Raw genomic sequence first — 24,239 nt, 5'->3', positions numbered from 1 at the left:
GTTGTGGAACAGTGCAAACTGTTCCCCCGCCCCGCCAGGGGCATGAGTTGCAACATGCTTTGGAGTGTACATTGCAGAACAACGCTAGCTTTGTTCTTTTTCCCGTCAGTGGCATAGATTGCAGTGTACTCTGGAGTGTTGATTTTATAAGAATGAATACAAAAGTATCAAGGAGGGAAAAGGATGGGATTGTTGACGTTTAAAGGCGGCATCCATCCAGATGATGGAAAGGCTCTGTCCAAGGATAAACCGATTGTCCCGGTGCGGGCGGGAGACATGCTGTATTTTTCTTTGTCTCAGCATATCGGGGCGCCGGCCAGGCCGCTGGTAGAGAAGGGCGACCGGGTTTTAAGGGGACAGATGATTGCAGAAGCGGGCGGTTTTGTGTCCGCACCGGTGTATTCCAGCGTTTCTGGTACCGTAACAGGTATGGAACGGATGAGGATGCCGGCGGGTAATCTGGCAGACTGCATCGCAGTGGAGAATGACCACCAGCTGGAAGAGATGGATTATGAGCCGGCGGAATGGCAGAAGCTTTCCGGGGAAGAGATTCTGGAACGGATTAAGAAGGGCGGCATTGTAGGCATGGGCGGCGCGGGTTTTCCGACACATGTGAAAATGTCCCCGAAGGAACCGGACAAAATTGATTACATATTGGTAAACGGAGCGGAGTGTGAGCCTTACCTGACCAGCGATTACCGGAGGATGATGGAAGAACCGGAGAAGATCGCCGAGGGCCTGCGCATCATATTGAAGCTGTTTCCGGGAGCGAAGGGCTATATCTGTGTGGAGGACAATAAGCGCGACTGCGCAGACCTGCTGCGTGAGTGCTGCAGAGCGGACTCGAATATAGAAGTAAAGCTGTTGAAGACCAAATATCCACAGGGCGCAGAACGTATGCTGATTTACGCGGCGACAGGCAGGAAAATCAATTCCTCCATGCTCCCCGCAGATGTGGGATGCATCGTGGATAATATAGACACAGTCGTGGGAATATACAAGGCTGTGGCTCTGGGGGAACCCCTTATGAACCGTATCATTACGGTGACGGGTAATGCGGTGGCCAATCCCCAGAACTTTTATGCGCCTACGGGTATTCTGTTCACGGAGCTTTTGGAGGCCGCAGGCGGCCTGGCCGCGGAGGCGGAAAAGCTGATTATCGGAGGGCCGATGATGGGAAACGCCCTCTTTGATCTGAAAATACCTGTCATTAAGACTTCGTCGGCACTGTTGGCTTTGACAAAGGACGAAGTTTCGGCGATGGAGCCTACTGCCTGCATCAATTGCGGACGGTGTGCGAGCGTGTGCCCCGGCCAGGTGGTTCCGGCCAGGCTGGCTGTGTTTGCGGATCATGGGGAAGAGAGCAAGTTCCTGCAGTACAACGGTATGGAATGCTGTGAGTGCGGATGCTGCAGCTTCGTCTGTCCGGCCAAGCGCCAGCTGACACAATCCATCAAATCCATGAGAAAAATCATACTGGCAAAAAGGAAAAAGGGTTAAGGGGAGGAACATACAATGGAAAAGTTATTACATGTGTCATCTTCGCCGCATATCCGTTCAAAGGCGAAGACAAGCTCTATCATGTTCCTGGTTGTGGTCGCCCTGCTTCCGGCCGCCTGTTTCGGCATCTGGCTGAACGGTCCTTACGCAGGGGCGGTGCTTGCGGTATCAATTGCGGCCAGCGTGCTGACTGAATATATCTATGAAAAATTAATGCGCCGGGCAGTCACAGTCAGTGACGGGAGCGCAGTAGTGACGGGCCTGCTTCTTGGCATGAACCTGCCGCCGCAGGTGCCGCTGTGGATGCCTGTGCTGGGCAGCGTGTTTGCAATTCTCATTGTAAAGCAGCTGTTCGGGGGACTGGGACAGAATTTCATGAATCCGGCCCTGGCAGGAAGATGTTTTCTGATGATTTCATTTGCCGCCCGCATGACTGACTTCGCAGTGTCGGACGGTACGGTGGGGAAGATTGTGGATACGGTCTCTGGAGCTACGCCGCTGGCCGAGCTGAAAGTAACGGGGGCGGCGGATACTCTCTCTATGTTTCTTGGGAATACAAAGGGGACTATCGGCGAGACGTCTGCGCTGCTGCTGCTGATCGGAGGAATCTTCCTGGTGGCGGTGGGGATCATCGACCTGATTATTCCCCTCACCTATATCGGGAGCTTCGCGGCGTTTGCCCTGATCTTCAGCGGACACGGACTGGATTTCTCTTTCCTGGCGGCGGAGCTGTGCGGCGGCGGGTTGATGCTGGGCGCCTGGTTTATGGCTACAGATTACGTCACACGGCCCATTACGAAGAAAGGGCAGTATGTCTATGGAATTATATTGGGCATCCTGACGGGATTATTCCGGATCTTCGGAGGCTCTGCGGAAGGGGTTTCCTACGCGATCATATTCTCCAATCTGCTGGTTCCGCTGATTGAGCGGCTGACGCTGCCCGGAGGTTTTGGAATTGTGAAGAAGAAGGGAGGGAACAGGCCATGAATAAAATTGTTAAGAACACCCTTTCCCTCACGCTGATTACGGTAGTTCTGGGCGTCGTCCTGGGGCTGGTGCATTCTGTAACCGCGGAACCCATAGCGCGTCAGGAGGAGCAGAAGAAACAAGAGGCCTGCGCGGATGTGTTTGAGGACGCACAGACATTTGAAGCGGTGGAACTGGAAACTTCCGGCCTGGAGGAGAAATTTACTTCAGCTCTGGCTGATGCAGGTCTGGAAGAAGAGCACATTGATGAGCTTTATAACGCGCTGGACGGATCTGGCAATACGCTGGGCTATGTGTTTACTGTTACGACAGGGGAAGGCTACGGCGGCGATATTCAGTTTACGCTGGGTGTGGCCGCAGACGGCACCATGCAGGGCATTTCCTTTCTGAGCATCAGCGAAACGGCAGGCCTGGGCATGCGGGCAAATACCGATGATTTTAAAAGTCAATTTGCGGGAAAGAACGTGGAATCCATCGCGTATTCTAAGACCGGAGCCACAGCTGACAATGAGATTGACGCCCTGAGCGGGGCGACAGTTACAACGAACGCGGTGACAAATGGCGTGAATGCCGGACTCTGTGCGTTCCGGATTCTGACGGAAGGAGGTCAGTCCTGATGAAAACAAATTCTCCAATTGAACGTCTGTACAACGGTGTGGTGAAAGAAAACCCTACCTTTGTCATGATGATCGGTATGTGCCCGACGCTGGCCGTGACTACGGCGGTGATTAACGGCATTGGGATGGGGCTTACAACCATGGTGATCCTGACGGCCTCTAATGTGATGATTTCTGCTCTACGGAAGTTTATTCCGGACGGGGTGCGCATGCCGGCATACATCGGCATTGTGGCGTCCTTCGTCACAATTGTACAGTTTTTGCTGCAGGCATATATTCCGACACTGTATGACGCGCTGGGCATCTATATTCCGCTGATTGTTGTAAACTGTATTATTCTGGGCCGCGCGGAGGCTTTTGCCGGGAAGAATCAGGTACTGCCCTCGATGTTTGATGGTATTGGGATGGGGTTTGGTTTTACGATCGGGCTGACCAGTATCAGTGCGGTCAGGGAGTTGATCGGTGCGGGTACACTGCTCGGTTTCCAGGTACTTCCTTCCGGATACGAGCCGGTTAACATTTTCATCCTGGCACCGGGGGCCTTCCTGGTACTGGCGATGCTGACGGCGCTTCTGAATAAGATCCGGAGCGGCAAACCGAAAAAATCGGGTGCGCCGTCCGGTGGCTGCGGGGAAGCGGGCTGCGGTGGCTGCGGGAATTCTTCCTGTGCAGGGAAAGGTTTATAAGGGGGTGCGCATATGAGAGAATTATTAATCATCGCCGTAGGCGCGGCTCTTGTGAACAACGTGGTTCTGAGCCAATTTCTGGGACTTTGCCCGTTTCTGGGCGTATCCAAGAAAATGTCCACTGCCGGAGGCATGGGCGGGGCTGTTATATTTGTCCTGACTTTGTCGTCGCTCTGTACCAGTTTAATCTATAAATTTATTCTGATTCCCACGGGAATGGAGTATCTTCAGACGATTGTATTTATATTAGTGATTGCCGCCCTGGTCCAGCTGGTGGAAATGTTTCTCAAAAAAAGCATTCCTTCCCTCTACAAGGCTTTGGGCGTCTACCTGCCGCTGATCACCACCAACTGTGCGGTACTGGGTGTTGCTTTGATTAATGTGCAGAAGGATTATTCCATTCTGCAGGGTACGGTGAATGGATTTGCTACGGCCGTGGGCTTTACGCTCGCGATTGTTCTGATGGCGGGCCTGAGAGAAAAGATGGAACATAACGATGTTCCGAAAGCTTTTCAGGGGATGCCGATTGTCCTGCTGACCGCCATGCTGATGTCAATGGCATTTTTCGGTTTTTCCGGAATCATATAGAAAGGGGAGGACAGAAGAGATGAATTCAATTGTACTTTCCGTCCTGGTAGTGGGAGGAGCCGGCCTTTTGATCGGTCTGCTCCTCGGGATCGCCGGAAAAAAATTTGAAGTAAAGACGGATGAACGTATCACAGCAGTCCGGGAGGCTCTTCCGGGGAACAACTGCGGCGGCTGTGGGTATCCGGGGTGCGACGGCGTAGCCGAGGCCATTGTGAATGGACAGGCTCCGGTGACGGCCTGTCCTGTCGGAGGCGCGGAGGTTGCGAAAAAGATAGGGAAGATCATGGGAGAAGAGGTGGCCGATGCGGCGCGGATGACCGCTTTTGTGAAATGCGGGGGAAGCTGTGATAAGACCCGAAGGGACTACGAATATACGGGGGTAGAGGATTGCACTATGATGGCCTTTGTGCCAAACGGCGGTCCGAAGCACTGTAATTACGGCTGTCTGGGATATGGCTCCTGCGTGAAGGCTTGCCAGTTTGACGCCATTCATATTGTTGACGGAGTGGCAGTCGTAGACAAAGAGTTGTGCAAGGCCTGTGGGGCCTGTGCCAAGGTGTGCCCGAATAACCTGATCGAGCTAGTGCCTTACGAAGGTTCTGATTATCATGTGCGCTGTGCTAACAGGGACAGGGGAAAGGCTGTGATGGAAGGCTGTGACGCCGGATGCATCAGCTGTCGGAAATGCGAGAAAAATTGTCCCGCGGGAGCTATTAAGGTAGTTGACAATATTGCGCATATAGATTATGAGCTCTGTGTTAATTGTGGAAAATGTATGGAGGAATGTCCAAAGGGATGTATCGCCGAATGGGAAAACTGACCAGCCTGATCTGCTGCCTGTGCATCCTGTCGCAAATGACAGGCTGCGCAGGCAGCAGTCCTTCTATGGTCACAAAAAACGGAATTTATTTTGATACGGCCATCACCATTACCCTGGCGGCAGATAACACCAGGGCAGGTGAAGAAATCCTGAATGGTTGTATGGAGCTATGTCAGAAGCTGGAAGGCATTTTCAGCCGGACGCTGGAGGGCAGTGAACTGTATCAGGTAAACCACAGAGACAGCAGCACGGTTACGGTGTCAAAAGAGCTGGCGGCAGTGATCGGATGCGGCCTGGAATATTACCGGCTGTCAGAGGGAAAGCTGGATATCACCATCGCGCCCGTTTTGGAGCTCTGGGATTTCAAAAACGGAATGGACAGACTGCCCGGACAGGAAGAACTGGACGCGGCCCTGGAACGGGTAGACGCCTCTGCCGTGCATCTGTCCGGAAACCAGGTGGTTTTTGACCGCCCGGATACAGAAATCGATCTGGGAGCTTTGGTAAAGGGATATGCGGCGGATGAATTAAAAGCTTATCTCCGGAAACGGGGTGTGAGCCAGGCTGTCATCAATCTGGGAGGTAACGTAAACACGCTGGGCAGCCGTCCTGGTGGGACTGGCTGGCGCGTGGGCATCCAAAAGCCCTTCGCTGACCGTGGCGTCACCGGACAAATACTGGAAGTGACGGACCGTTCGGTGGTGTCTTCCGGGACCTATGAGCGCTATTTTGAAAAAGACGGGACCCGCTACCATCACATCCTGGACCCTGACACCGGTTATCCGGCAGACACCGATCTGTCGCAGGTGACAATCGTTAGCGACCGCTCCCTGACAGGAGACGCGCTCAGCACGGTATGCATGTTGCTGGGAGAAGAAAAAGCCAGGGAACTGCTGAAAGAGTATCCGGATGTAGAAGCATACTTTGTGCCATAAAATTACGGTTTTTATGGCGAGGGGTGTGGATACCCGGACGAAAAGCAGCGGGAGAGCTCCGGCGGTTGCGGCCTGCCGGGCAGACTGGGCTTCGGGTTGAAGTGATTCTAAGACTTCCGGAGGCCACTCTCCAGGGGTACCGGGGAAAGTCCGGTGGAAGGCTTGATGCCTTCCATCCTCCGTTCCCCTCGCCCGCCGTGTTTGAAGCACAGCGGACGCCCCCTGGAGAGCGGCCTTCGGAAGTCAAGAATCACTAACAACCCTGCAGAGGTCTGCCCGGCAGGCCGCAACCGCCGGAGCTTTCCCGCTGCTTTTCTGGCTGTTCCAGACGGTACAATGGCTCTCGCCAGAGGTGGGAACCCCGATGGTCTCAGGCGGTAGATTTCTGTCTTCAATAAATACTGGCGCCAGTCGGCCGCAACTAGACAGTAATTACTGTCTAAAACCGTCCCGCCTCCCCCACCCTTTCGTCCGGGTATCCAAAACGCTCCCCCTTCCCCGGCCAATTGGAAGCAACTTCTCTTGTCAAAGGAGTTGTATGTGTGGTATGATTAATCATTATGAGGAAAAATGATTTCATTTTAATAGGGATTGTTCTGGGGGCTGCCGCGCTGTTTTTTCTGTTTCGCGGTTTTTTTGCTACAGGTGGTGGGATGTTGGAGATCACCGTCGGAGGAGAATTGTACGGGACATACAGTCTGTCGGAGGATCAGACCATTGAGATCGGGGAAGGGAATACCTGCAGGATTGAGGATGGAAGGGCTTCTATGATCTGGGCGGATTGTCCGGATCAGATCTGTGTACACCACAGCTCCATTGGTAAGGACGGAGGGAACATTGTCTGCCTGCCGAACCAAGTATTTCTTTCGGTAACGGATGGACAGAAGGATGCTCCGGTGGATTCGGTTGCGTCCTGACGAGGGCAGGGGTATGATGAAAAAGGTAGCTTATCTGGGTATATTTGCCGCAGCGGCCATGCTGCTTTCTTATGTGGAAAGCCTGATCCCTGTATTTGTGACGGTTCCTGGAATGAAGCTGGGGCTTGCGAATTTGGTGACGGTTCTTGTTCTCTGCCTGTACGGATGGAGAGAAGCGGCCGGAGTGATGGCGGTCCGGGTGCTGCTGACTGGGTTTCTCTTCGGCAATTTATTCAGCATTGCTTTTTCAGCGGCCGGAGGTGTACTGAGCCTGACGGTCATGGGCCTGTTGAAGAAAACAGGAAAATTTAGCCTGACAGGAGTCAGCATAGCAGGCGGCGTTTTTCACAACGTGGGACAGCTATTTGTGGCGTCTTTCGTGGTTAGTAATTTTAGGATATTCTATTATCTCACGGCGCTGCTGGTCTCCGGACTGGCGACAGGGGCGCTGATCGGGATTTTGGCGGGTGAGATCAGGAAGAGGCTGCCGCATATAAAGGAGTAGACATGATTGGATACATAAAAGGAGTAATTGAAGAGATTGAAGAGGCCAGCCTTCTTCTGGATCACGGCGGCATGGGCTTCCGGATCTATGTGCCGGCAGCGCTGCTGGGACAGGGAATTCACACGGGAGATCAGGTGAAAATCTATACCTATCTTCATGTAAAGGAAGACGCCATGCAGCTATATGGCTTTTTCACCAGAGATGATCTGGAGGTTTTCCGGCTGCTGCTGAATGTGAACGGCATCGGTCCGAAAGCGGCGATGGGGATTTTGTCAGCGTTGTCAGCGGATGACCTGCGGTTTGCGGTGCTGTCGGATGACGCGGCTTTTATCGCGAAAGCCCCGGGGATCGGGAAAAAGACCGCTCAAAAGCTGATTCTGGAGCTGAAGGATAAGTTTCAGCTGGAGGATGCCTTTGATAAGAAGATGTCTCATGTCCAGGAAGAGGCTGCGGCTAAGGGAGACGGCGGCGCCGGGGCGGAGGCGGTCCAGGCCCTGGTGGCTTTGGGGTATTCCGGTACGGAGGCTCTGCAGGCTGTCAAGAAGGTTGAGGGAGCGGACCAGATGGATGCAGAAGCAGTTCTGAAGGCGGCTCTGAAATTTATCTTTTAACCGGAGCTGTTGGAGGAGAACATGGAAAAGAGAATTATTGAGACGGATGTTACAGAAGAAGATCGGAGGATCGAGGGCGGGCTGCGCCCCCAGACTCTGGATGATTATATCGGCCAGGAGAAGGCCAAGAAAAATCTGAAAATTTATATAGAAGCGGCGAAGCAGAGAGGTGATGTCCTGGATCATGTGTTGTTTTACGGACCTCCGGGCTTGGGTAAGACTACGCTGGCCGGCATTATTGCCAATGAGATGGACGTGCACATGAAGGTGACTTCAGGACCGGCTATTGAAAAGCCGGGTGAGATGGCGGCTATATTGAATAACCTCCAGGAGGGCGACGTGCTGTTTGTCGATGAGATACACAGGCTGAACCGGCAGGTGGAGGAGGTACTCTACCCGGCTATGGAGGACTTTGCCATTGATATTATGATCGGGAAAGGGTCTTCCGCAAGATCCATCCGCCTGGATCTTCCCAGGTTCACGCTGGTGGGGGCTACCACCAGGGCGGGGCTTCTGACTGCGCCGTTGAGAGACCGGTTCGGGGTGATCCACCACCTGGAATTTTATACGGAGGCTGAGCTGCAGAAAATTATTCTCCATTCCGCGCGGATATTGAATGTGAAGATTGAGCCGGAGGGAGCCATGGAGATGGCCAGAAGATCCAGGGGGACCCCGCGTCTCGCCAACAGGCTGCTGAAACGGGTACGGGATTTTGCCCAGGTACAGTATGACGGGAAGATCACAGAAGAAGTGGCCTCCCTGGCGCTGGATCTGCTGGAAGTGGACCGGTACGGCCTGGACCAGACCGACCGTCTGCTGCTGATTACGGTGATAGAGAAATTTGCCGGAGGCCCGGTGGGGCTGGATACGCTGGCCGCGGCCATCGGGGAGGACAGCGGGACTATTGAAGATGTCTACGAACCATACCTGATTAAGAACGGATTTCTGAACCGGACGCCCCGGGGAAGAACGGCCTCTGAGGCGGCTTATCGCCATCTGAGGCTGCCCTGTCCGGAAGAATCCTAGAAAAAGGTTGTTTTTCGCCAAATTTCGAGTTAATATTATGGAAAAGGCCGGGCGCATGGAATGCGCACCGGATGAAATGATGAATGGAGGAGAATACTTTCGATGGCATCAAAAAATACGGTCAAAGTTTTGATAGATGGGAAAATCATTACCCTGAGCGGGTATGAGAGTGAAGAGTATCTGCAGAGAGTAGCTTCATATCTGAATAACAAGCTGACAGAGCTGGGTTCCCTTCCGGGGTATAACCGCCAGCCACCGGATACCAGGAGCACGCTGCTGGCATTGAATATTGCGGATGACTACTTCAAGGCTAAAGCCCAGGCGGATGCCATGGAAGATGACATGGAGTCCAAGGACAGGGAGGCTTACGATGTGAAGCATGACCTGATCGCTGCCCAGATCCAGATTGATAAGATGAAGCAGGAAATGGAACAGCTCCAAAAAGACAAGTCCGAGCTGAGTCTTCAGGTAGAGAAGCTGAATACGGAGCTGGAAGATTTACTGAAATAATGGATGAATGGGGGTGCTGCAAGTCCTGCAGTGCCCCTTTTATCCTTGAGGCAAAAAAATCAGGGAGAATCATAATGGATATGGATATTGAATTACTGGCCCCCGCGGGCTCTTATGAAGCTCTGGAGGCAGCCTTTTCAGCGGGAGCAGATGCGGTATATATCGGCGGCTCTCAGTTTGGAGCCAGGGCCTATGCGGACAATCTGGATGAGGAGAAGATGTGCCGGGCGATTGATCTGGCGCACTTGCAGGGGAAAAAGCTGTATCTGACAGTCAATACCCTTCTGAAGGACAGCGAAATAGAGGAGCAGCTCTTCCGGTACTTGCTGCCCTATTACCGGGAAGGGCTGGATGGAGTGATCGTTCAGGATTTCGGGGTGTTAGAGCTGATACGGGAGGCCTTTCCGCTGCTGCACATCCATGCCAGCACGCAGATGGCCGTTACCGGCGCATCAGGCGCGCGCGTGCTGGAAGAGCTGGGGGTGAAGAGAGTCGTCACTGCCAGAGAGCTATCGCTGGCAGAAATTTCAGATATCCGTAAGCAGACGAACATTGAGATCGAGAGCTTTGTGCATGGTGCCCTGTGCTACTGTTATTCCGGGCAGTGCCTCATGAGCAGCCTCATCGGAGGCAGGAGCGGCAACAGAGGAAGATGTGCCCAGCCCTGCCGGCTGCCCTACGAAGTTTTTGAAAAAGGAAAACGTTTAAACAGTGATAAAACAGCCTATCCTTTAAATACAAAGGATATGTGCACCCTGGAGCTGCTGCCGGAAATCATACGGGCCGGAGTAACCTCTCTGAAAATTGAAGGGAGGATGAAAAAACCGGAGTATACGGCAGGGGTAGTGAGCGTTTACAGAAAATACCTGGATCTTTATCGGGAAAACCCTGAGAATTATCAGGTACAAAAGGCAGATCTGAAGCTGCTTTTTGACCTGTTTAACAGGGATGGGTTTAACCAAAGCTATTACCTGGAACGGAACGGCAGAGATATGATGGCTTTGAGGAACGAGAAGCTGACATCCGACAGACAGGATCATATACAGCCGCTCTATCAGAAAATCCGGGATAGATGGATCTCAGAGAAACTTCAGACGGGGATTGACGGCCGGCTTAAGCTGGAAGAGGGGCGTCCTGCGCGTCTCACGCTGGTATATGGAAGCTTTGCCGCTGAAGTGGAAAAAGAGGGAATCCAGGCGGCTAAAAACCAGCCGGTCACTGAGGAGCGTGTCAGAGTCCAGATGGAGAAGACAGGCAACAGCCCGTTTTGTTTCCAGAAGCTGGAGATAGAGATGGAAGACCGGTTGTTCATCCCCATGCAGGTGCTGAATGAACTACGCAGAGAAGCCCTTGGACGTTTGGAGAAAGCTGTGCTGGACGCATACCGGAGGGATGTTCCCGCGCCTGAGAGAAAAGCAGGCAGCCGGATGAGAGGCAGAGCCGCGGGAACAGGACAGGAGCAGGATTCCGGAGAAAAACGGAGAGAGCTGTGGGGGTCTGTAGAGACGTTCGCTCAACTGCGGGTGTTGGAAGAGATGCCGGGGATTTACGGCATCTATCTGCCGGTGAGCCTGTTTGCAGGGGTGCGTTTTTACGAAGAAACGTCCAAAACGACTGCGGATCTTCTGAAAAAAGGAAAAGGCGTTCGTCTGGCCTTACCCCATATCACCAGGGCAGGGGAGGACGGTTATTATATGGAAAACCTGAAGAAGCTGGCGGAAGATGGGGTGGACGGTTTTCTGGTACGGAATCTGGAGGATTTCGGCCTCCTGAAGGAGCGGGGGCTGGAGGACAAAGTGATTCTGGACGCCGGCATGTACACGATGAATGGCTGCGCCCTGCAGTTCTGGGAAAAACAGGGAGTTTTCCACGATACCGTGCCGCTGGAATTAAACCAGAAAGAGATCCGCCGCAGGGAAAATGCCGGAAGTGAGATGATCCTGTACGGCCGCGCTCCCATGATGATTTCCGCCCAGTGCCTGAAGAAGAATCTGGACCGCTGCACACACAGCCATGCCATGCTGAGCCTCAGGGACCGCATGGGAAAGCAGTTTCCTGTGGCATGCTGCTGTGATTCCTGCTATAATGTTATCTATAACAGCCTGCCTACAAGCCTTCTGACTGAGGCGGAGGCTGTGCAGAAGGCCGGCTGCGCTTCCTACAGGCTCTGTTTTACCGTGGAAGACGAAAAGGAAACCCGTTCTGCGGCACTTCGGTTCGTGGATGCTTATGTATACGGGAAAAAAGCAGATGAAGAAATATCAGAATATACGAGGGGCCATTACAAACGCGGCGTGGAATAAGGGGTAGCTATGATTAAGATAATTGTTGAAATTTCCAAATATTTGCTGTTATTTCTGATGATCTTTTTTACCATGGAGACCTTTATGGTACTGAAGAAAAGGAATGAAGACGCGAGAAGGCGCATCATGCGGAAGCAGATTCTGCTTCTGCTGCTGTTTAATTTTGCTGCCTATCTGGTCATGTTCCTGCAGACGAACGATATTTATATGATCCTGCTGTACGCAGGCGTGGTTTTGTATGTGCTGCTGGTACAGGGTCTGTACCGTCTGATCTATAAGAAGGCGTCACTGGTACTGGTGAACACCATGTGTATGCTGTTGTCTATAGGCTTTATCATTCAGGCCAGGCTGGGCGTATCAACGGCGGTTAAACAGCTCATCATCGTGGCGGCGTCCACCGCCCTTTCCTTCATAATCCCTGTGATTGTGAAGAAGGTAAAGCTGGTGAAGGATCTGACATGGGTCTATGGCATCCTGGGTGTGCTGCTGCTGGCGGCAGTCTTTCTGTTCGCGCAGGTCAGCGGCGGAGGCAAACTGTCCATTGATATTGGCGGGATTACCTTTCAGTTTTCTGAATTTGTTAAGATCACCTTTGTATTTTTCATTGCGGGCATGCTTCAGGAGGTTACCACCTTCAGGCAGGTTTTCCGGGTGACAGTGGTTGCCGGCATCCATGTGGTGATTCTCGTGCTGTCAAAAGATCTGGGAGCGGCGCTGATCTATTTCGTCGCTTATATCGTGATGGTATATGTGGCTACCCGGAAGGCCAGATATGCGCTGCTGGGGCTGGGCGGCATGAGCCTGGCTTCAGTCGTGGCCTATCAGCTGTTTTCTCATGTGCGCGTGAGGGTTAATGTCTGGCAGGACCCCTTTGCCGATTATCAGAACACAGGGTATCAGATCGTGCAGGCGCTGTTTGGCGTCTGCGCGGGCGGCTGGTTTGGCACGGGATTATTCGGCGGTTCACCGGGGATGATCCCCCTGGCAAAGGAGGATTTCACGTTTGCTGCCATCTGTGAGGAGATGGGGATTCTTTTCGCCATCTGTCTGATCCTTCTCTGCATGGGAACCTATCTGCTGATTGTAAATATCGCCATGAAGATGAGCAAGCCTTTTTATAAGCTGATTGCCATCGGCCTCGGTACGGAATACGCGTTTCAGGTATTTCTGACCATAGGCGGGACGACAAAGTTCATTCCGATGACTGGCATCACACTGCCGCTGGTCAGCTATGGAGGCAGCTCGGTCATGTGTACGATTATGATGCTTGCCATCATACAGGGATTATATATCTTAAGAAAAGACGAGGATGAGCAGCTTGAAGAAGAAAAAAGACAAAAAACTCCAAAACGACCCAAGAAGAAAGACGGCCCGTCCGACCGGGAAGGAAATGGAACGGGAAGAGAGCCGGAGGAAGCAGACGATCTCGAAAGAAGAATCGAAGAACAGACGGAGAAAAGCCTCAACTGGTAAGCCCTATGTAATCGTATCGTATCTGTTTCTGGGACTGTTTCTGGGAATGATCGGCTATATGATCTATTTCCAGGTATATAAAAGTGAAGATTTTTTGAATAGTCCTTACAATAAGAGGCAGGATAAATATGAAGAGCATATTGTAAGAGGGTCAATTCTGGCTTCAGACGGGACGGTTCTGGCGAGAACAGATGTGGATGAAGAAGGCAATGAATCCAGGGTTTATCCGTATAACAACCTGTTTGCCCAGGTGGTCGGCTATTCTGACTATGGCAGCAGTGGTCTGGAGGCCTCTGAGAATTATACGCTGCTCTCCTCACATGCAGATATTCTGGAGCAGTTGCAGAAAGATTTTTCCAGTGAAAAAAACATAGGCGACAATCTGGTGACCAGTCTGGATATGAGGCTTCAGCAGGCGGCCAGCGATGCCCTGGGCGGCAACCGGGGGGCTGTGATCGTCATGAATACGGAGACAGGGAAGGTCCTGGCAGATGTCAGCAAGCCAGATTTCAACCCGAATACTATAGCAGCGGACTGGGAAGCCCTGAACAGCGAAGGGAGCGGAAGCCCGTTCCTGAACCGCGCGCTTCAGGGCCAGTATCCTCCGGGGTCTACTTTTAAAATTGTAACTTCCCTTGCTTATCTGAGGGAACGCGGAACCTTTGATGATTTTTCCTTTAACTGTACGGGAGAGTATACCCAGGGCGGTTATACGATTCACTGCAGTGGGAACACTGCTCACGGGCAGGAGAATTTTGCAGACGCCTTTGCAAATTCCTGTAACTGCGCCTTTTCAGAGATCGGTACGCAGCTGCTGGGGAAAACCTCACTCAAATCAGCAGCGGATGAACTGCGTTTTAATGAGGCATTTTCGCTGGGGCTGCCTTCTGTGAAAAGTTCCTTCAGCCTGGAGAACAGCACGGCTGACGGGCTGACTATGCAGACTTCCATCGGACAGGGAGATACGCTGGTGTCGCCAGTTCATATGGCGATGATTGCCGGGGCGGTGGCCAATGGCGGCAGGATGATGGAGCCTTCTTTTGTAGAGCGTGTGGAGAGCTATACCGGAACGATTGTTAAAGAGATAGCGCCGGAATCTCTGGGCCAGGTCATGACGGCTGAGGAAGCTTACCAGCTGACGGAACTGATGAAGGGAGTCGTTCAGCGAGGTACGGCGGCGGGCGAATTAGCGGGTCTTCCCTATGATATTGCCGGAAAAACTGGAACGGCAGAATACGGCAGCACGGCGGACGGAACGGCTCATTCCTGGTTTGTCGGCTTTTCCAACACGGGCAATTCGGATATTGTGGTAGCAGTGATTGTGGAGGGCGGCGGTGACGGGAGCGCTCCGGCAACTCCGGTAGCCAGGTCAATTTTTGAAACTTATTTCGGCTGATGGTTGCGTGAAAACACAAAAAGAGGTATACTGATAGCAGTCCAAATAGACACTACGCATTACAGGAGGAATTGCAATGATTGAGGCAACGAGCTGTGGCGGGGTGGTAATATATCGGGGCAAGATTCTGACCTTATACAAGAGCTACAAGAATAAGTATGAGGGATGGGTTTTGCCGAAAGGTACCGTAGAGGCGGGAGAGGAGTACAAGGATACCGCCATACGGGAGGTTTTGGAAGAATCAGGTGTTCAGGCGTCCATCATCAAATATATCGGCAAGAGCCAGTATAGCTTCAATGTCCCGGAGGACACGGTAGAGAAGGAAGTACACTGGTATCTGATGATGGCCGGCAGCTATTACAGCAAGCCGCAGAGGGAAGAGTATTTCGTGGATTCCGGTTATTACAAATATCATGAGGCCTACCATCTGCTGAAGTTTTCCAATGAAAGGCAGATTCTGGAGAGGGCCTATAACGAATATCTGGATTTGAAAAAAGCCAATTTATGGGGGAACCGAAAATATTACTAAACTTAAAAAAGGGGTAGCTGTCCGCAGAGCTGCGGCAGTACCCCTGTCTTTTTAAAACGGAGTGTTATAAATTCATGGCGAACTGGTATAAAAATCTTTATGTCGGAGAAACTGCTAAAGGAAGAGAGAGAAAGATTAGGCATCAGGTGAACAGAGGACGTTTTCTGCCTGGGCTTTATCTGATTACCTACGCTGCCAATGAGAAAGACCAGCTGGACATCATAGAGTCCAGATATCTGGTACAAAAGCGGGTTCGGAACACGCTGCCGGAGATTATCGGCGTTGCCTTCGGATATCAGGAGGCGCTGGAAATTGTCCGGGAAATAGCGGAAGAAGCCTTTGAAAATACCGGAGACTGTGATTTCCGGCATTTTCTTCAATCAAACACCCCGCGGCAGTCCAGCGGGGCGTCAAATCTGTAACCTGGAGATGCTGCAGGGTATTTGCCCCTCGCGGCAGCGGCCAAGGGAATGCGCAATTGCTTCCGGCTGGCTGTTCGCGGGTATAAAAGCAGCGATGAGCGTGAGTGAGGGAATATGCTACATATATTGTTGACCATACTATCCACAATCGGTATCATCCTTCTGGTCATACTGGGAATTGTAGTTGTCCTGATCCTGTGCCTGCTGTTTACACCGATCTGTTATCGGGGAGCAGTCAGGAAGCAGGCAGACGGCATATCCGGACAGGCGGGGATCTCCTGGCTGTGCCGTCTGGTATATGTCAGGGTTTCGTATGCGGGCGAGAAGGTTTCCTACGAGATTTATATCCTCGGAATCCCAGTTATGAAACTGAGGGATTACCTGAGGCGCAGAAAGGCAGCTAAGGCGGGAAAGGCCGCTGCTGCCGGCTATACAGGCGCGAAGAAGAAGCCCACGAGGCCTCCCGGCCAGCGGTCCGGGAATCCGGAAGCGGAAGAGCAGCGGAGGGCGGAGGAACAACGGCTGGCTGCGGAGCGGCGGCTGAGAGAGGAAGAGCGTCAGAGAGAAGAACGCTTGCGTTCTGAGAAGGAGCTGGGGCCGCAGCATGGCCAGGAGTCGACAGATCTTTTATGGGAGAAGGCAGAACGCCTGATCGGGAAGATCATTCGGGTGATAGCAAAAGTGATTGGGAAGATTGTACAGGCACTGCGTTTCCTGCTATCCCTTCCGGGAAAGATCTGGGAAGGCCTGAAAAAAATCTGTTTCACAATCCGCCGCATCTGTGGTAAAATCAAAGAATGGTATGGGTTTTTAACGTCCAGAACTTTTAAAGAGGCTTTTCGCGTGATCAAGACCGAGGGTCTGGTCATTTTAAAGCATATACGTCCTAAGAAGATTACCGGCTATGTGAAATTTGGCTTTGATGATCCTGCGTTGACGGGACAGGTTCTGGGTGTTGCCGGCATGTTTTATCCGGTGCTCCCGAAGAAGCTGGCCGTGATTCCGGATTTTGAAGAAGCCAGGCTGGAGGCGGACGTTAAGGTAAAGGGAAGGATCTTCCTGATCGTGCTGATCGTGCATGGCCTGAAGATTTACCGGGATAAGTATGTGAAAAGAGTGATTAAAAAGTTTCAGCATAAGGAGGCTTAGAGATGGCAGATAACAACAATTTCCAGTCAACTGTGGAGTCGCTGTTCAAAGGAATGGACAGTTTTCTTACGACAAAGACGGTGATCGGTGATGCGATTCACATCGGTGAAAATATTTTGCTCCCGCTGGCAGACGTATCCTTCGGGATAGCGGCCGGAGCGTTTGCGGAGAATGCCAAGAACAACGGCGGAGGCGGTATGGGCGCCAAAATCACGCCGAGCGCCATTCTGGTAATCAACAAGAACGGCACCAAGCTGGTCAATGTCAAGAATCAGGATGCAATTACGAAGATTCTGGACATGATACCGGACATCGCAGCGAAATTCACAAAAAAAGACGGCGATGAGTGTTCTGAGGAGGAATTGGAGCATATATTAAACCAAGAGGATGAAAATCAGGAGTAACAGATGGGCCGTTTGCTGGGGTTTCTTTTGTTCTGGGTTGGAATCGGTATTCTGCTGGGAATTTTGATCCCCAACGCATTTTGCGCAGTGATACTAGCGCTTCTACTGCTTCTGATTGGTTATAATCTTTTTTGTTCCTGTTAAAGGAAAACCAACAAAACCAACAATATTTCTTGTTGGTTTTGTTGACATTTGAGGCGGAGAGGTCTATAATACAAATAGAAACGAAACAAACAAACCATGAGGTTGATGAGATGAACGAACAGGAAATTGTAAAAAGTGTTTTGAACCGGATTAAGGGAGCCGGGAGCATTTCCCTGGACACGGCGAAGAAACTGATGGATAAAATTGAAGACTATGCCAGAACCAAGGGATTGAACTGTGTGATTGCTGTCTATGATCCCCATGGGAATCCTGTGGCGGTGCATGTGATGGAAGACGCCTTTCTGGCCAGCTATGCGGTAGCCACTCAGAAGGCTTATACCGCAGTTGCCCTGAAGATGTCAACGAAAGAGCTGAACGGCCTTGTGCAGCCGGGCGGTCAGTTTTATGGCCTGGAGAGCCTGAAGGGCGGCGATCTGGTGGCCTTTGGAGGCGGGGTGCCACTGAAATATGGCGGAAGAATTGTAGGCGGACTGGGAATCAGCGGCGGAACCGCCGATGAAGATCATGACGTGGCTGAATATGGGCTGAAAGCTTTCGCTGAATTAATGTGAAGATGCCGGCCGCCGGCCTTTATCAATGTTACATAGATTTCAGAGATCATTAGAAACGGTGCCTTACTGAGATGTAGGGCACCGTTTTCATATCTCCGGAAATGAGGAAGCCTCAGGATCAAAGACTCTTTGCGCGTTCCTGGACATTTTTCTGGAAGTTAATGACTTCATGGTCGTAAGTATCAGACATCAGTCTGGAATTCAGCATGAAATCCGCCGTCGCCTTATTGATGGCCATGGGAATGTCGTATACCTGGGCAATCCGCATCAGCGCCTTGACGTCCGGGTCATGGGGCTGTGCAGTCAGCGGATCGGAAAAGAATACGACGAAATCAATCTGTCCTTCCACGATTTTAGCGCCGATCTGCTGGTCGCCTCCGAGGGGGCCGCTGTTGTAAGCCTTCACCCGAAGCCCGGCCTGGTCGGCGATCATCCGGGCCGTAGTGCCCGTTCCGCAGAGGTTATGCCTGCTTAAAATTTCTTTATTTTCCTGACACCAGCTGATGAGTTTTGGCTTTTCGTTGTCGTGGGCGATCAGTGCGATATTCTTCTTTTTGCCGATTGTAAAAGTGATGTAGTCAGATGACATGTAATATTCCTCCTTTTTTTCATCATATACTGATAGATGAAGTCTGTAAAGTTTTTCTTGCTTTTTTATAGGATTCAATTGATACTCGGATACACAGAACATGTACTAGTGGAAGCGCTTTTTTATTCCGTTGATTACGCTAAATCCGGGGGCAAACAAGGAGGCTGGGAAGGAGAAGAATCCGTTGACAAAGTGACAAAATGAGCGTATAGTCATAATATAATAATTAAAGTGCTCTTTCAGTCGAAAGTTTGTGACCAGATGTGAAAAACCGGGATTTCTGGCTGGAGGAAATATGGGAGGAGAAAATAACGTGCTAAAGAAATTAAGAGAGAAATCAAAGAGCAAAAAGGGGTTCACACTGGTTGAACTGATCGTAGTTATTGTAATCATTCTGATACTGGCGGCAGTTATGGTGCCGAGCTTAATGAAGTACATAGAAAAGGCAAAAGAAGCAAATTGTAAGGCAGACGCAGCAACAATTATGTCACAGTTGCAGGCAGATTATGCAGACAGCCAGATCAGTCAAACAACAGTTGATTGGGGCAGTGGTGTGCCAGTTGCAGGAAAGACCGTGAAGTTATCTAGTGCATCTCCAACAAAGGGTGAAGCAACATTTACTGTAGATACTAGTACGAAGAACATAAATCAATTTATTTATAATGATGGTAATTATACAGCAACCTGGACATTGGATGCTGGTTGGGTAATGGCTAAAGTTACAGGCGGTTCAAGCAGTTCGTCGACGTCAACACCGTAATAATTAATTGAATATGCTTTAGATTATTAAGTGAGAGGGGGTTATGTCAGATGTCTAGTGATTATAACTCCCTCTCTTATTATCAAAAGTTCTGGAGGGCGGTGCGTACAGCATTGATTACGCTGGCCGTCGTATTGGCCGCAGGCCTTCCTGCAATTTGGTGCTGGGAGCAGTCTGTTTTACAGCGCCAGGCTCTTCGGGAGGCAAAAAATATTTTGGATAATCTGGAATTTATGTCCATAGAGTATCTGGGAAGCGGAGAGCAGATCTCCGATTCTGGAAGGCTGAACGGACTGAGCCGTCAGGCGGAAGCGGAGGTGCTCAGTTTTTCAGGCGCTGAAGGCGAGATTCGTCAGGTCGCCTGGCTCCGGGCCGGAACAGATCAATCTGTGTGCGGCCTGATCTATCAGACGGCAGGCTGCCAGATTCAGTACCGGCGCGACAGGGCGGCTGATGACGGCGTCTGGGAAGTCTACAGATGCGTTCATCAATATAAGCAATGAGAACAGAGGATTCCATCCAGTAGGTTTTGGACGGAGTCCTAATTCCTGTATAAAAGGGATAAATAGCTTTAGATGAATTACAGGGTCTCCGGGCCGGAAAGAGTAAATTGTGCTGATTTTATTGGAATGTTTGTTGGGGCTTCTGATTTTCTTAGCAGGAGCCAGCGTGTTTTCATTTTTGAATGTAATCGTATACCGGGTGCCCCGGCATATGTCTTTTATAAAAGGGTTTTCGGCCTGCCCTTCCTGCGGCCACCGTTTAGGGGCGGCAGATCTGGTTCCGGTATTTGGTTACCTGTTCCTGAAGGGCAGGTGCAGATATTGCGGACAGAAAATCGGGATTCGTGATACTCTTACAGAGCTGTTGGGCGGAGGTGCGGCACTTCTCTGCGCCTCATGGTTTCCGGAGCCTGCCGCTGCGTTCACTGCTTTTGGATTTTTCAGTGTTCTTGTTGTCACAGCGCTGCTGGATGCGGACACTATGGAGATACCGGACGGCTGTTGGAGCGCGCTGGCGGCGCTGGCTGTGGTGTCTTATTTTACCATGGATGGGGAACCGCTGGTGTCCCGCCTGATTGGAATGGCCTGCATCAGTGTGCCGATGTTCCTCATGGCTTTATTGATTGATGGGGCCTTTGGGGGCGGGGATATAAAGCTGACGGCCGCCGCGGGGCTGTTTCTGGGCTGGAAACTTATGCTGGTATCAGGGGCAGTTGCCATATTGCTGGGCGGCGGATATGGGATTTATTTGCTGCTGACAGGGAAAAAGGGACGGAAAGAGCATTTCGCTTTTGGGCCGTTTTTGTGTATGGGAATGGCTGTAGGGCTTTTGTGGGGACAGCAGCTGATTGATTGGTATCTGGGATTTCTGTAAATGGTAGTGACAGGGGGGAAGAGTTCATGCCACAATATAAATACAAGGCACAGACTTATGAGGGAGAGAAAAAGAACGGCCAGCTGGCTGCCGCAGATGAAACAGAGCTGCAGCAGATTTTGCGGGGTGAGGGACTGTTCATGCTCTCGGCTAGTCTGGCAGAACGTAAGAAGATGGAACGGCCCCTGAACGATAAGGTACTCGCTGAGTTTTCCAGACAGCTGGGGACGCTGGTTGCGGCCGGAGTCACGTTGGTCCGTGCTCTTAATATCATCTCTAATGCAGAGTCTATTAAGCCGAGAGAAAAAAGAATCTACGAGGAAATGCTTCGTCAGATCCGCCAGGGCCGGGCGCTGTCTGAAGCCATGGAGGACGCCAACGGGGCTTTTCCGCCTTTAATTGTCTATATGTACCGGTCTGCGGAGAGCAGCGGTAATCTGGATCACGTAGCCATCAAGATGGCTGAGCATTATGAAAAAGGCCATCGTCTGAATACGAAGATTTCCACTTCCATGATGTATCCGAAAATACTGGCGGTTATGATCGTCGCTGTCGTCCTGATTCTCACGAAATTTGTTATGCCGCAGCTGCAGGAATTATTTGATCAGATGCCAAGCCTGCCGCTTCCCACCCAGATTCTGAATGTGATCAGCAATTTTCTGCAGGAATACTGGGTATTGGCGATTATCCTGATTCTGGGCGCCTGGGTCGGGGCTCGTGGACTGATGCGGATCAGAAAGGTTCGTATCTGGTGGCATAAATGCAAGCTGCATATGCCACTGGTCGGAATCCTCTGGAAGACGATTTATACCTCGCGGTTTGCGGGGACACTCAGCTCTCTCTATTCTGCAGGCGTGCCGATTGTCTCGGCGTTACAGATCGCCCGGAAGACCATCGGGAATGATTATATCGACGTGCAGTTTGACGATGTGATTCCCTTCGTGCGGGCAGGCAATAACCTGAGCGACGGCCTGGACATGATTGATGGTTTTATGAAGAAGCTGCCGGATTCCATACGGGTCGGGGAAGAGACGGGCAGTCTGGATTCCATGCTGACGTCCACATCGAACGCGATGGAGTATGATGCAGATGTTGCCATCACCAAAATGGTCGGATATGTGGAACCGATGATGCTGATTATTATGGGAGCCATAGTCGCCTTTGTAATGATAGCGGTGTTCAGCGCGCTTTATGGCTCGTACGATGCCATTGCGGGCATGTGATAAGGAGGAATTTATGATCATCATCTATTTGTCTAACCGGTACATCCGGGTCCTGTCAGGAGATGCCGCCGGAGAACGGATTTCTGTTCATAAGGTGTATCATGCTGTGGATACGGCCGGCTGCATCCTGAACGGAACGGTGACGGATGAGGAAGGGTTCCTGGAAATCATAAAGGGAATCTGGGAGAGCAATAATCTTCCGAGAACAGGGATCGGCCTGGTCATCGACAGCAGCCAGTTCATTTCCCGTGTGGTGGATGTGCCCCTTCAGAAGCCGGCGCAGACGCTGGAATATCTGAGCCGAGAATTCGCGGATGCGGACAGAATCTCAGACCCGCTTTATGGTTATTTCCCCATGCCGGGATCAGCAGGGCATAAGGCGAAGATGCAGACCGTATATGCGGCCGTCGTTCAAAGAGAGTTCATACAGGCGTACCTGAATCTGTTTGGAAAGCTGGGAATCACTGTTTCCAGTGTGGAGAACGGCGTCGGCACCATGATCCGGCTTCTGGCCAGCCTGCCTCAGATGAAAGAGGCGACGGGGATTGTCCAGTTCGTGGATGACATGATACTGGTGAATATCTTATTAGTAAATGGCAAATATGAATACTCCAACAGAACGAGGCTCTTTTCAGATCCCGGGACACCTGGTTTTACAGAAGAAGCGGCCAGAGCGGTGGGCAGCATCAGGCAGTTCGCCAGCGCCCAGCATATTACGGAGGGCCTGGAGTCTGTCTATATTGCCGGTTTCAGCCGGGAAGATGCGGAGCGTTATAAAACCGGCTCCGGCCAGGGGGGTAATTTACGGATCGTAGAACTGGATGGCGGGACGGTCATGAAGGAAACTGAAGCAGGAGGGCGTTTTTCTGATTATGCCCTGGCCGCGGGCGGTCTGGTAAAGACGGACGCCAGGACGAATCTCATGAGCCAGATGAGCAAAGGGCGCGGCAAGCAGAATTCGTTGTCAAAGAGTGCAAAAAAGTGGCTGCTGCCGGTTATCCTGGGCGGCGTGCTGGCGGCGGCGGCGGCCGCCGCAGGCATACATACCTTCTTTCTTTCCCTGAAGCTGGCTGAAGTGCAGGAATATAATGAAAGCGCAGAGGTATTGGAGGCCTGCGAGAGATATGACAGCCTGACCCATGCGATACAGTCTGCCGGAGGGCTGAAGCAAAATCTTCAAGAGCTGCGTGCAGGGATTCTGGAATATCCGCTGGTGGACAGCACAGTCAACAATGTACTGTCTTCCTGTGCGGCGGGCCTGGTTACTGCCGAGGTCAGCAGTTATGATGCGTCCACAGGGGTAATCACTTTTAATACCAGTGCTGCCAATGTTGACCAGATCCATCAGTTTGCAACCCTTCTGAGCCAGCAGCAGATCTTTGCAGCGGTGGATTACAGCGGGTACAGCCAGGATTCTGAAGGAACCTGGCGCGTGAAGGTGAACTGCATATTGGCGCCGAGACAGGGGGAATGATTCCTATGACATTTGAAATTACAGAAAGAGATAAAAAGCTTCTCTATTTTCTTGTGGTATTTGCCATTGTGATTGGGCTGGGCTTCGGAGTGCTGAGGCCGCTTCTCGAGAAAAATCAGGAGGTTTCCCAGCAGCTGGCGGATGCGAGAATAGAAAAGATGGATAAAGAAACGAAGATCGCCAAGATTCCGCTGCTGGAACAGAGTGTTGCCTCTCTGGAAGAAGAGCTGGCAGACATTCAGAGCAGTTTTTATGAGGAGACTTCCAGCATGGAAATTGACCGGACTTTGACCGGCATGGCGCTGGCCTGCGGGCTGGGAGTTAAGGATTTGGACATTGATATGCCGCAGCCGGGAGGCTATGTGTCGCTGGTGGGTTACAGAGCCATGCTGGACAGCTATGATTCGGAGCAGAAAGCGTCCGGCATAGATTTTCCCGGCGCATATGCTGCTAAGATAACAATGATCCTCAACGGGAGCAGAAGCAGCCTGCAGTCCATGATGGATTCCTGTGCATCGCTGGAGCCAAAGCTGCGCGTCACAGAACTCAGCTGGCAGAAGGGGAAAACGGAGGATTCTTATACATTGTCCCTTTCCATGGAATTCTATATGTATGAGAATGTTACGGAATATATGGCAGGCCAGGCCGCCGCGGCGGAAGCGGCGGCTGCTGAGGCTGAAAAACAGCCGGAAGACAGTCTGACGGAAGAATAAGAGGGAAAC

27 protein-coding genes are annotated in these 24,239 nt (G+C 51.6%); 26 read left to right on the top strand and 1 reads right to left on the bottom strand.

Going from position 1 to position 24,239, the window contains the following annotated elements:
- Window positions 1-183 precede the first annotated feature (183 nt).
- The 20 genes from rsxC to H9Q79_RS05040 all read left to right on the top strand — a co-directional run bounded on the left by rsxC (window position 184) and on the right by H9Q79_RS05040 (window position 18,094).
- Window positions 184-1,500 (top strand): electron transport complex subunit RsxC, encoded by a 1,317-nt coding sequence (rsxC, locus tag H9Q79_RS05135; RefSeq protein WP_118643731.1) that lies wholly within the window; start codon window positions 184-186, stop codon window positions 1,498-1,500.
- A gap of 15 nt (window positions 1,501-1,515) precedes the next feature.
- Window positions 1,516-2,487 (top strand): RnfABCDGE type electron transport complex subunit D, encoded by a 972-nt coding sequence (locus H9Q79_RS05130; protein WP_249329325.1) that lies wholly within the window; start codon window positions 1,516-1,518, stop codon window positions 2,485-2,487.
- Window positions 2,484-3,104: an RnfABCDGE type electron transport complex subunit G gene (locus H9Q79_RS05125; RefSeq protein ID WP_118643735.1), complete on the top strand. Its 621-nt coding sequence runs from the start codon at window positions 2,484-2,486 to the stop codon at window positions 3,102-3,104. The genes H9Q79_RS05130 and H9Q79_RS05125 overlap by 4 nt, the downstream gene beginning before the upstream one ends.
- Window positions 3,104-3,790, top strand: coding sequence for an RnfABCDGE type electron transport complex subunit E (locus H9Q79_RS05120; protein WP_118643737.1), 687 nt, complete (start codon window positions 3,104-3,106; stop codon window positions 3,788-3,790). The genes H9Q79_RS05125 and H9Q79_RS05120 overlap by 1 nt, the downstream gene beginning before the upstream one ends.
- Before the next feature lie 12 nt (window positions 3,791-3,802).
- Window positions 3,803-4,378 (top strand): electron transport complex subunit RsxA, encoded by a 576-nt coding sequence (gene rsxA, locus H9Q79_RS05115; RefSeq protein ID WP_118643739.1) that lies wholly within the window; start codon window positions 3,803-3,805, stop codon window positions 4,376-4,378.
- A 19-nt stretch (window positions 4,379-4,397) separates the two neighbouring features.
- On the top strand, window positions 4,398-5,198 hold the full coding sequence (locus H9Q79_RS05110; RefSeq protein ID WP_118643741.1) for an RnfABCDGE type electron transport complex subunit B: 801 nt from the start codon (window positions 4,398-4,400) through the stop codon (window positions 5,196-5,198).
- A complete protein-coding gene (locus tag H9Q79_RS05105) occupies window positions 5,186-6,133 on the top strand; it encodes an FAD:protein FMN transferase (RefSeq protein ID WP_249329324.1) in 948 nt (315 codons plus the stop codon). Before H9Q79_RS05110 ends, H9Q79_RS05105 begins: the two co-directional genes overlap by 13 nt.
- Window positions 6,134-6,693: 560 nt before the next feature.
- Window positions 6,694-7,050, top strand: a complete 357-nt coding sequence (locus H9Q79_RS05100) for a NusG domain II-containing protein (protein ID WP_118643745.1) — start codon at window positions 6,694-6,696, stop codon at window positions 7,048-7,050.
- A gap of 13 nt (window positions 7,051-7,063) precedes the next feature.
- On the top strand, window positions 7,064-7,555 hold the full coding sequence (locus H9Q79_RS05095; RefSeq protein ID WP_249329323.1) for a Gx transporter family protein: 492 nt from the start codon (window positions 7,064-7,066) through the stop codon (window positions 7,553-7,555).
- Between the two features lie 2 nt (window positions 7,556-7,557).
- Window positions 7,558-8,166: a Holliday junction branch migration protein RuvA gene (gene ruvA, locus H9Q79_RS05090; protein ID WP_118643747.1), complete on the top strand. Its 609-nt coding sequence runs from the start codon at window positions 7,558-7,560 to the stop codon at window positions 8,164-8,166.
- 21 nt (window positions 8,167-8,187) lie between these two features.
- Window positions 8,188-9,192: a Holliday junction branch migration DNA helicase RuvB gene (gene ruvB / locus H9Q79_RS05085; RefSeq protein WP_249329322.1), complete on the top strand. Its 1,005-nt coding sequence runs from the start codon at window positions 8,188-8,190 to the stop codon at window positions 9,190-9,192.
- A gap of 102 nt (window positions 9,193-9,294) precedes the next feature.
- The gene (locus H9Q79_RS05080; protein WP_118643749.1) at window positions 9,295-9,702 is read left to right on the top strand and encodes a cell division protein ZapA; all 408 of its coding nucleotides are present in this window, start codon (window positions 9,295-9,297) and stop codon (window positions 9,700-9,702) included.
- 74 nt (window positions 9,703-9,776) lie between these two features.
- A complete protein-coding gene (locus H9Q79_RS05075; protein ID WP_249329321.1) occupies window positions 9,777-12,005 on the top strand; it encodes a U32 family peptidase in 2,229 nt (742 codons plus the stop codon).
- Window positions 12,006-12,014: 9 nt separating this feature from the next.
- Window positions 12,015-13,478 (top strand): FtsW/RodA/SpoVE family cell cycle protein, encoded by a 1,464-nt coding sequence (locus H9Q79_RS05070; RefSeq protein ID WP_249329320.1) that lies wholly within the window; start codon window positions 12,015-12,017, stop codon window positions 13,476-13,478.
- Window positions 13,396-14,874 (top strand): peptidoglycan D,D-transpeptidase FtsI family protein, encoded by a 1,479-nt coding sequence (locus H9Q79_RS05065; protein ID WP_330596990.1) that lies wholly within the window; start codon window positions 13,396-13,398, stop codon window positions 14,872-14,874. Before H9Q79_RS05070 ends, H9Q79_RS05065 begins: the two co-directional genes overlap by 83 nt.
- A gap of 76 nt (window positions 14,875-14,950) precedes the next feature.
- Window positions 14,951-15,403 carry an NUDIX hydrolase gene (locus H9Q79_RS05060; protein ID WP_249329319.1) on the top strand — a complete coding sequence of 151 codons (453 nt, stop codon included), beginning with the start codon at window positions 14,951-14,953 and terminating at the stop codon, window positions 15,401-15,403.
- A 74-nt stretch (window positions 15,404-15,477) separates the two neighbouring features.
- Window positions 15,478-15,825, top strand: a complete 348-nt coding sequence (locus tag H9Q79_RS05055) for a hypothetical protein (protein ID WP_249329318.1) — start codon at window positions 15,478-15,480, stop codon at window positions 15,823-15,825.
- Between the two features lie 114 nt (window positions 15,826-15,939).
- Window positions 15,940-16,974, top strand: a complete 1,035-nt coding sequence (locus H9Q79_RS05050) for a DUF2953 domain-containing protein (RefSeq protein WP_249329317.1) — start codon at window positions 15,940-15,942, stop codon at window positions 16,972-16,974.
- 2 nt (window positions 16,975-16,976) lie between these two features.
- Window positions 16,977-17,378, top strand: coding sequence for a GerW family sporulation protein (locus H9Q79_RS05045; protein WP_118643755.1), 402 nt, complete (start codon window positions 16,977-16,979; stop codon window positions 17,376-17,378).
- A gap of 254 nt (window positions 17,379-17,632) precedes the next feature.
- Complete coding sequence (locus H9Q79_RS05040) at window positions 17,633-18,094, top strand: GlcG/HbpS family heme-binding protein (RefSeq protein ID WP_118643757.1); 462 nt, start codon at window positions 17,633-17,635, stop codon at window positions 18,092-18,094.
- Window positions 18,095-18,212: 118 nt separating this feature from the next.
- On the opposite strand, the gene H9Q79_RS05035 is transcribed toward H9Q79_RS05040, so the two are convergent.
- Window positions 18,213-18,683, bottom strand: a complete 471-nt coding sequence (locus tag H9Q79_RS05035) for a methylglyoxal synthase (protein WP_249329316.1) — start codon at window positions 18,681-18,683, stop codon at window positions 18,213-18,215.
- 295 nt (window positions 18,684-18,978) lie between these two features.
- On the opposite strand from H9Q79_RS05035, the gene H9Q79_RS05030 reads away from it, so the two are divergent.
- The 6 genes from H9Q79_RS05030 (at window position 18,979) to H9Q79_RS05005 (ending at window position 24,230) form a co-directional block, all read left to right on the top strand.
- Window positions 18,979-19,443: a prepilin-type N-terminal cleavage/methylation domain-containing protein gene (locus tag H9Q79_RS05030; RefSeq protein WP_249329315.1), complete on the top strand. Its 465-nt coding sequence runs from the start codon at window positions 18,979-18,981 to the stop codon at window positions 19,441-19,443.
- A 50-nt stretch (window positions 19,444-19,493) separates the two neighbouring features.
- Entirely contained in the window at window positions 19,494-19,946 is a 453-nt protein-coding gene (locus H9Q79_RS05025; RefSeq protein ID WP_147371431.1) for a hypothetical protein, read from the top strand.
- A gap of 109 nt (window positions 19,947-20,055) precedes the next feature.
- Entirely contained in the window at window positions 20,056-20,820 is a 765-nt protein-coding gene (locus H9Q79_RS05020; protein WP_249329314.1) for a prepilin peptidase, read from the top strand.
- A gap of 26 nt (window positions 20,821-20,846) precedes the next feature.
- The gene (locus H9Q79_RS05015) at window positions 20,847-22,043 is read left to right on the top strand and encodes a type II secretion system F family protein (RefSeq protein ID WP_118644410.1); all 1,197 of its coding nucleotides are present in this window, start codon (window positions 20,847-20,849) and stop codon (window positions 22,041-22,043) included.
- Between the two features lie 13 nt (window positions 22,044-22,056).
- Window positions 22,057-23,517: a type IV pilus biogenesis protein PilM gene (locus tag H9Q79_RS05010; RefSeq protein ID WP_249329313.1), complete on the top strand. Its 1,461-nt coding sequence runs from the start codon at window positions 22,057-22,059 to the stop codon at window positions 23,515-23,517.
- A gap of 5 nt (window positions 23,518-23,522) precedes the next feature.
- The gene (locus H9Q79_RS05005; RefSeq protein ID WP_147371432.1) at window positions 23,523-24,230 is read left to right on the top strand and encodes a hypothetical protein; all 708 of its coding nucleotides are present in this window, start codon (window positions 23,523-23,525) and stop codon (window positions 24,228-24,230) included.
- The last annotated feature ends 9 nt before the right edge of the window (window positions 24,231-24,239 follow it).

Origin of the sequence: Wansuia hejianensis (genome assembly GCF_014337215.1) — a bacterium.
Classification (GTDB): domain Bacteria; phylum Bacillota; class Clostridia; order Lachnospirales; family Lachnospiraceae; genus Scatomonas; species Scatomonas hejianensis.
This window is presented reverse-complemented; position numbering and strand designations above follow the sequence as displayed.

Bases quoted from the DNA above. Each gene is read 5' to 3' on its own strand.
- H9Q79_RS05060 (WP_249329319.1), top strand. From the start codon at position 14,951: ATGATTGAGGCAACGAGCTGTGGCGGGGTGGTAATATATCGGGGCAAG.
- H9Q79_RS05005 (WP_147371432.1), top strand. From the start codon at position 23,523: ATGACATTTGAAATTACAGAAAGAGATAAAAAGCTTCTCTATTTTCTT.
- H9Q79_RS05130 (WP_249329325.1), top strand. From the start codon at position 1,516: ATGGAAAAGTTATTACATGTGTCATCTTCGCCGCATATCCGTTCAAAG.
- H9Q79_RS05110 (WP_118643741.1), top strand. From the start codon at position 4,398: ATGAATTCAATTGTACTTTCCGTCCTGGTAGTGGGAGGAGCCGGCCTT.
- H9Q79_RS05070 (WP_249329320.1), top strand. From the start codon at position 12,015: ATGATTAAGATAATTGTTGAAATTTCCAAATATTTGCTGTTATTTCTG.
- ruvA (WP_118643747.1), top strand. From the start codon at position 7,558: ATGATTGGATACATAAAAGGAGTAATTGAAGAGATTGAAGAGGCCAGC.
- H9Q79_RS05075 (WP_249329321.1), top strand. From the start codon at position 9,777: ATGGATATGGATATTGAATTACTGGCCCCCGCGGGCTCTTATGAAGCT.
- H9Q79_RS05065 (WP_330596990.1), top strand. From the start codon at position 13,396: ATGGAACGGGAAGAGAGCCGGAGGAAGCAGACGATCTCGAAAGAAGAA.
- H9Q79_RS05030 (WP_249329315.1), top strand. From the start codon at position 18,979: ATGGGAGGAGAAAATAACGTGCTAAAGAAATTAAGAGAGAAATCAAAG.
- ruvB (WP_249329322.1), top strand. From the start codon at position 8,188: ATGGAAAAGAGAATTATTGAGACGGATGTTACAGAAGAAGATCGGAGG.
- H9Q79_RS05050 (WP_249329317.1), top strand. From the start codon at position 15,940: ATGCTACATATATTGTTGACCATACTATCCACAATCGGTATCATCCTT.
- H9Q79_RS05015 (WP_118644410.1), top strand. From the start codon at position 20,847: ATGCCACAATATAAATACAAGGCACAGACTTATGAGGGAGAGAAAAAG.
- H9Q79_RS05080 (WP_118643749.1), top strand. From the start codon at position 9,295: ATGGCATCAAAAAATACGGTCAAAGTTTTGATAGATGGGAAAATCATT.
- H9Q79_RS05040 (WP_118643757.1), top strand. From the start codon at position 17,633: ATGAACGAACAGGAAATTGTAAAAAGTGTTTTGAACCGGATTAAGGGA.
- H9Q79_RS05125 (WP_118643735.1), top strand. From the start codon at position 2,484: ATGAATAAAATTGTTAAGAACACCCTTTCCCTCACGCTGATTACGGTA.
- H9Q79_RS05105 (WP_249329324.1), top strand. From the start codon at position 5,186: ATGGGAAAACTGACCAGCCTGATCTGCTGCCTGTGCATCCTGTCGCAA.
- H9Q79_RS05035 (WP_249329316.1), bottom strand. From the start codon at position 18,683: ATGTCATCTGACTACATCACTTTTACAATCGGCAAAAAGAAGAATATC.
- H9Q79_RS05095 (WP_249329323.1), top strand. From the start codon at position 7,064: ATGATGAAAAAGGTAGCTTATCTGGGTATATTTGCCGCAGCGGCCATG.
- H9Q79_RS05100 (WP_118643745.1), top strand. From the start codon at position 6,694: ATGAGGAAAAATGATTTCATTTTAATAGGGATTGTTCTGGGGGCTGCC.
- H9Q79_RS05055 (WP_249329318.1), top strand. From the start codon at position 15,478: ATGGCGAACTGGTATAAAAATCTTTATGTCGGAGAAACTGCTAAAGGA.
- H9Q79_RS05010 (WP_249329313.1), top strand. From the start codon at position 22,057: ATGATCATCATCTATTTGTCTAACCGGTACATCCGGGTCCTGTCAGGA.
- H9Q79_RS05120 (WP_118643737.1), top strand. From the start codon at position 3,104: ATGAAAACAAATTCTCCAATTGAACGTCTGTACAACGGTGTGGTGAAA.
- rsxC (WP_118643731.1), top strand. From the start codon at position 184: ATGGGATTGTTGACGTTTAAAGGCGGCATCCATCCAGATGATGGAAAG.
- rsxA (WP_118643739.1), top strand. From the start codon at position 3,803: ATGAGAGAATTATTAATCATCGCCGTAGGCGCGGCTCTTGTGAACAAC.
- H9Q79_RS05045 (WP_118643755.1), top strand. From the start codon at position 16,977: ATGGCAGATAACAACAATTTCCAGTCAACTGTGGAGTCGCTGTTCAAA.
- H9Q79_RS05025 (WP_147371431.1), top strand. From the start codon at position 19,494: ATGTCTAGTGATTATAACTCCCTCTCTTATTATCAAAAGTTCTGGAGG.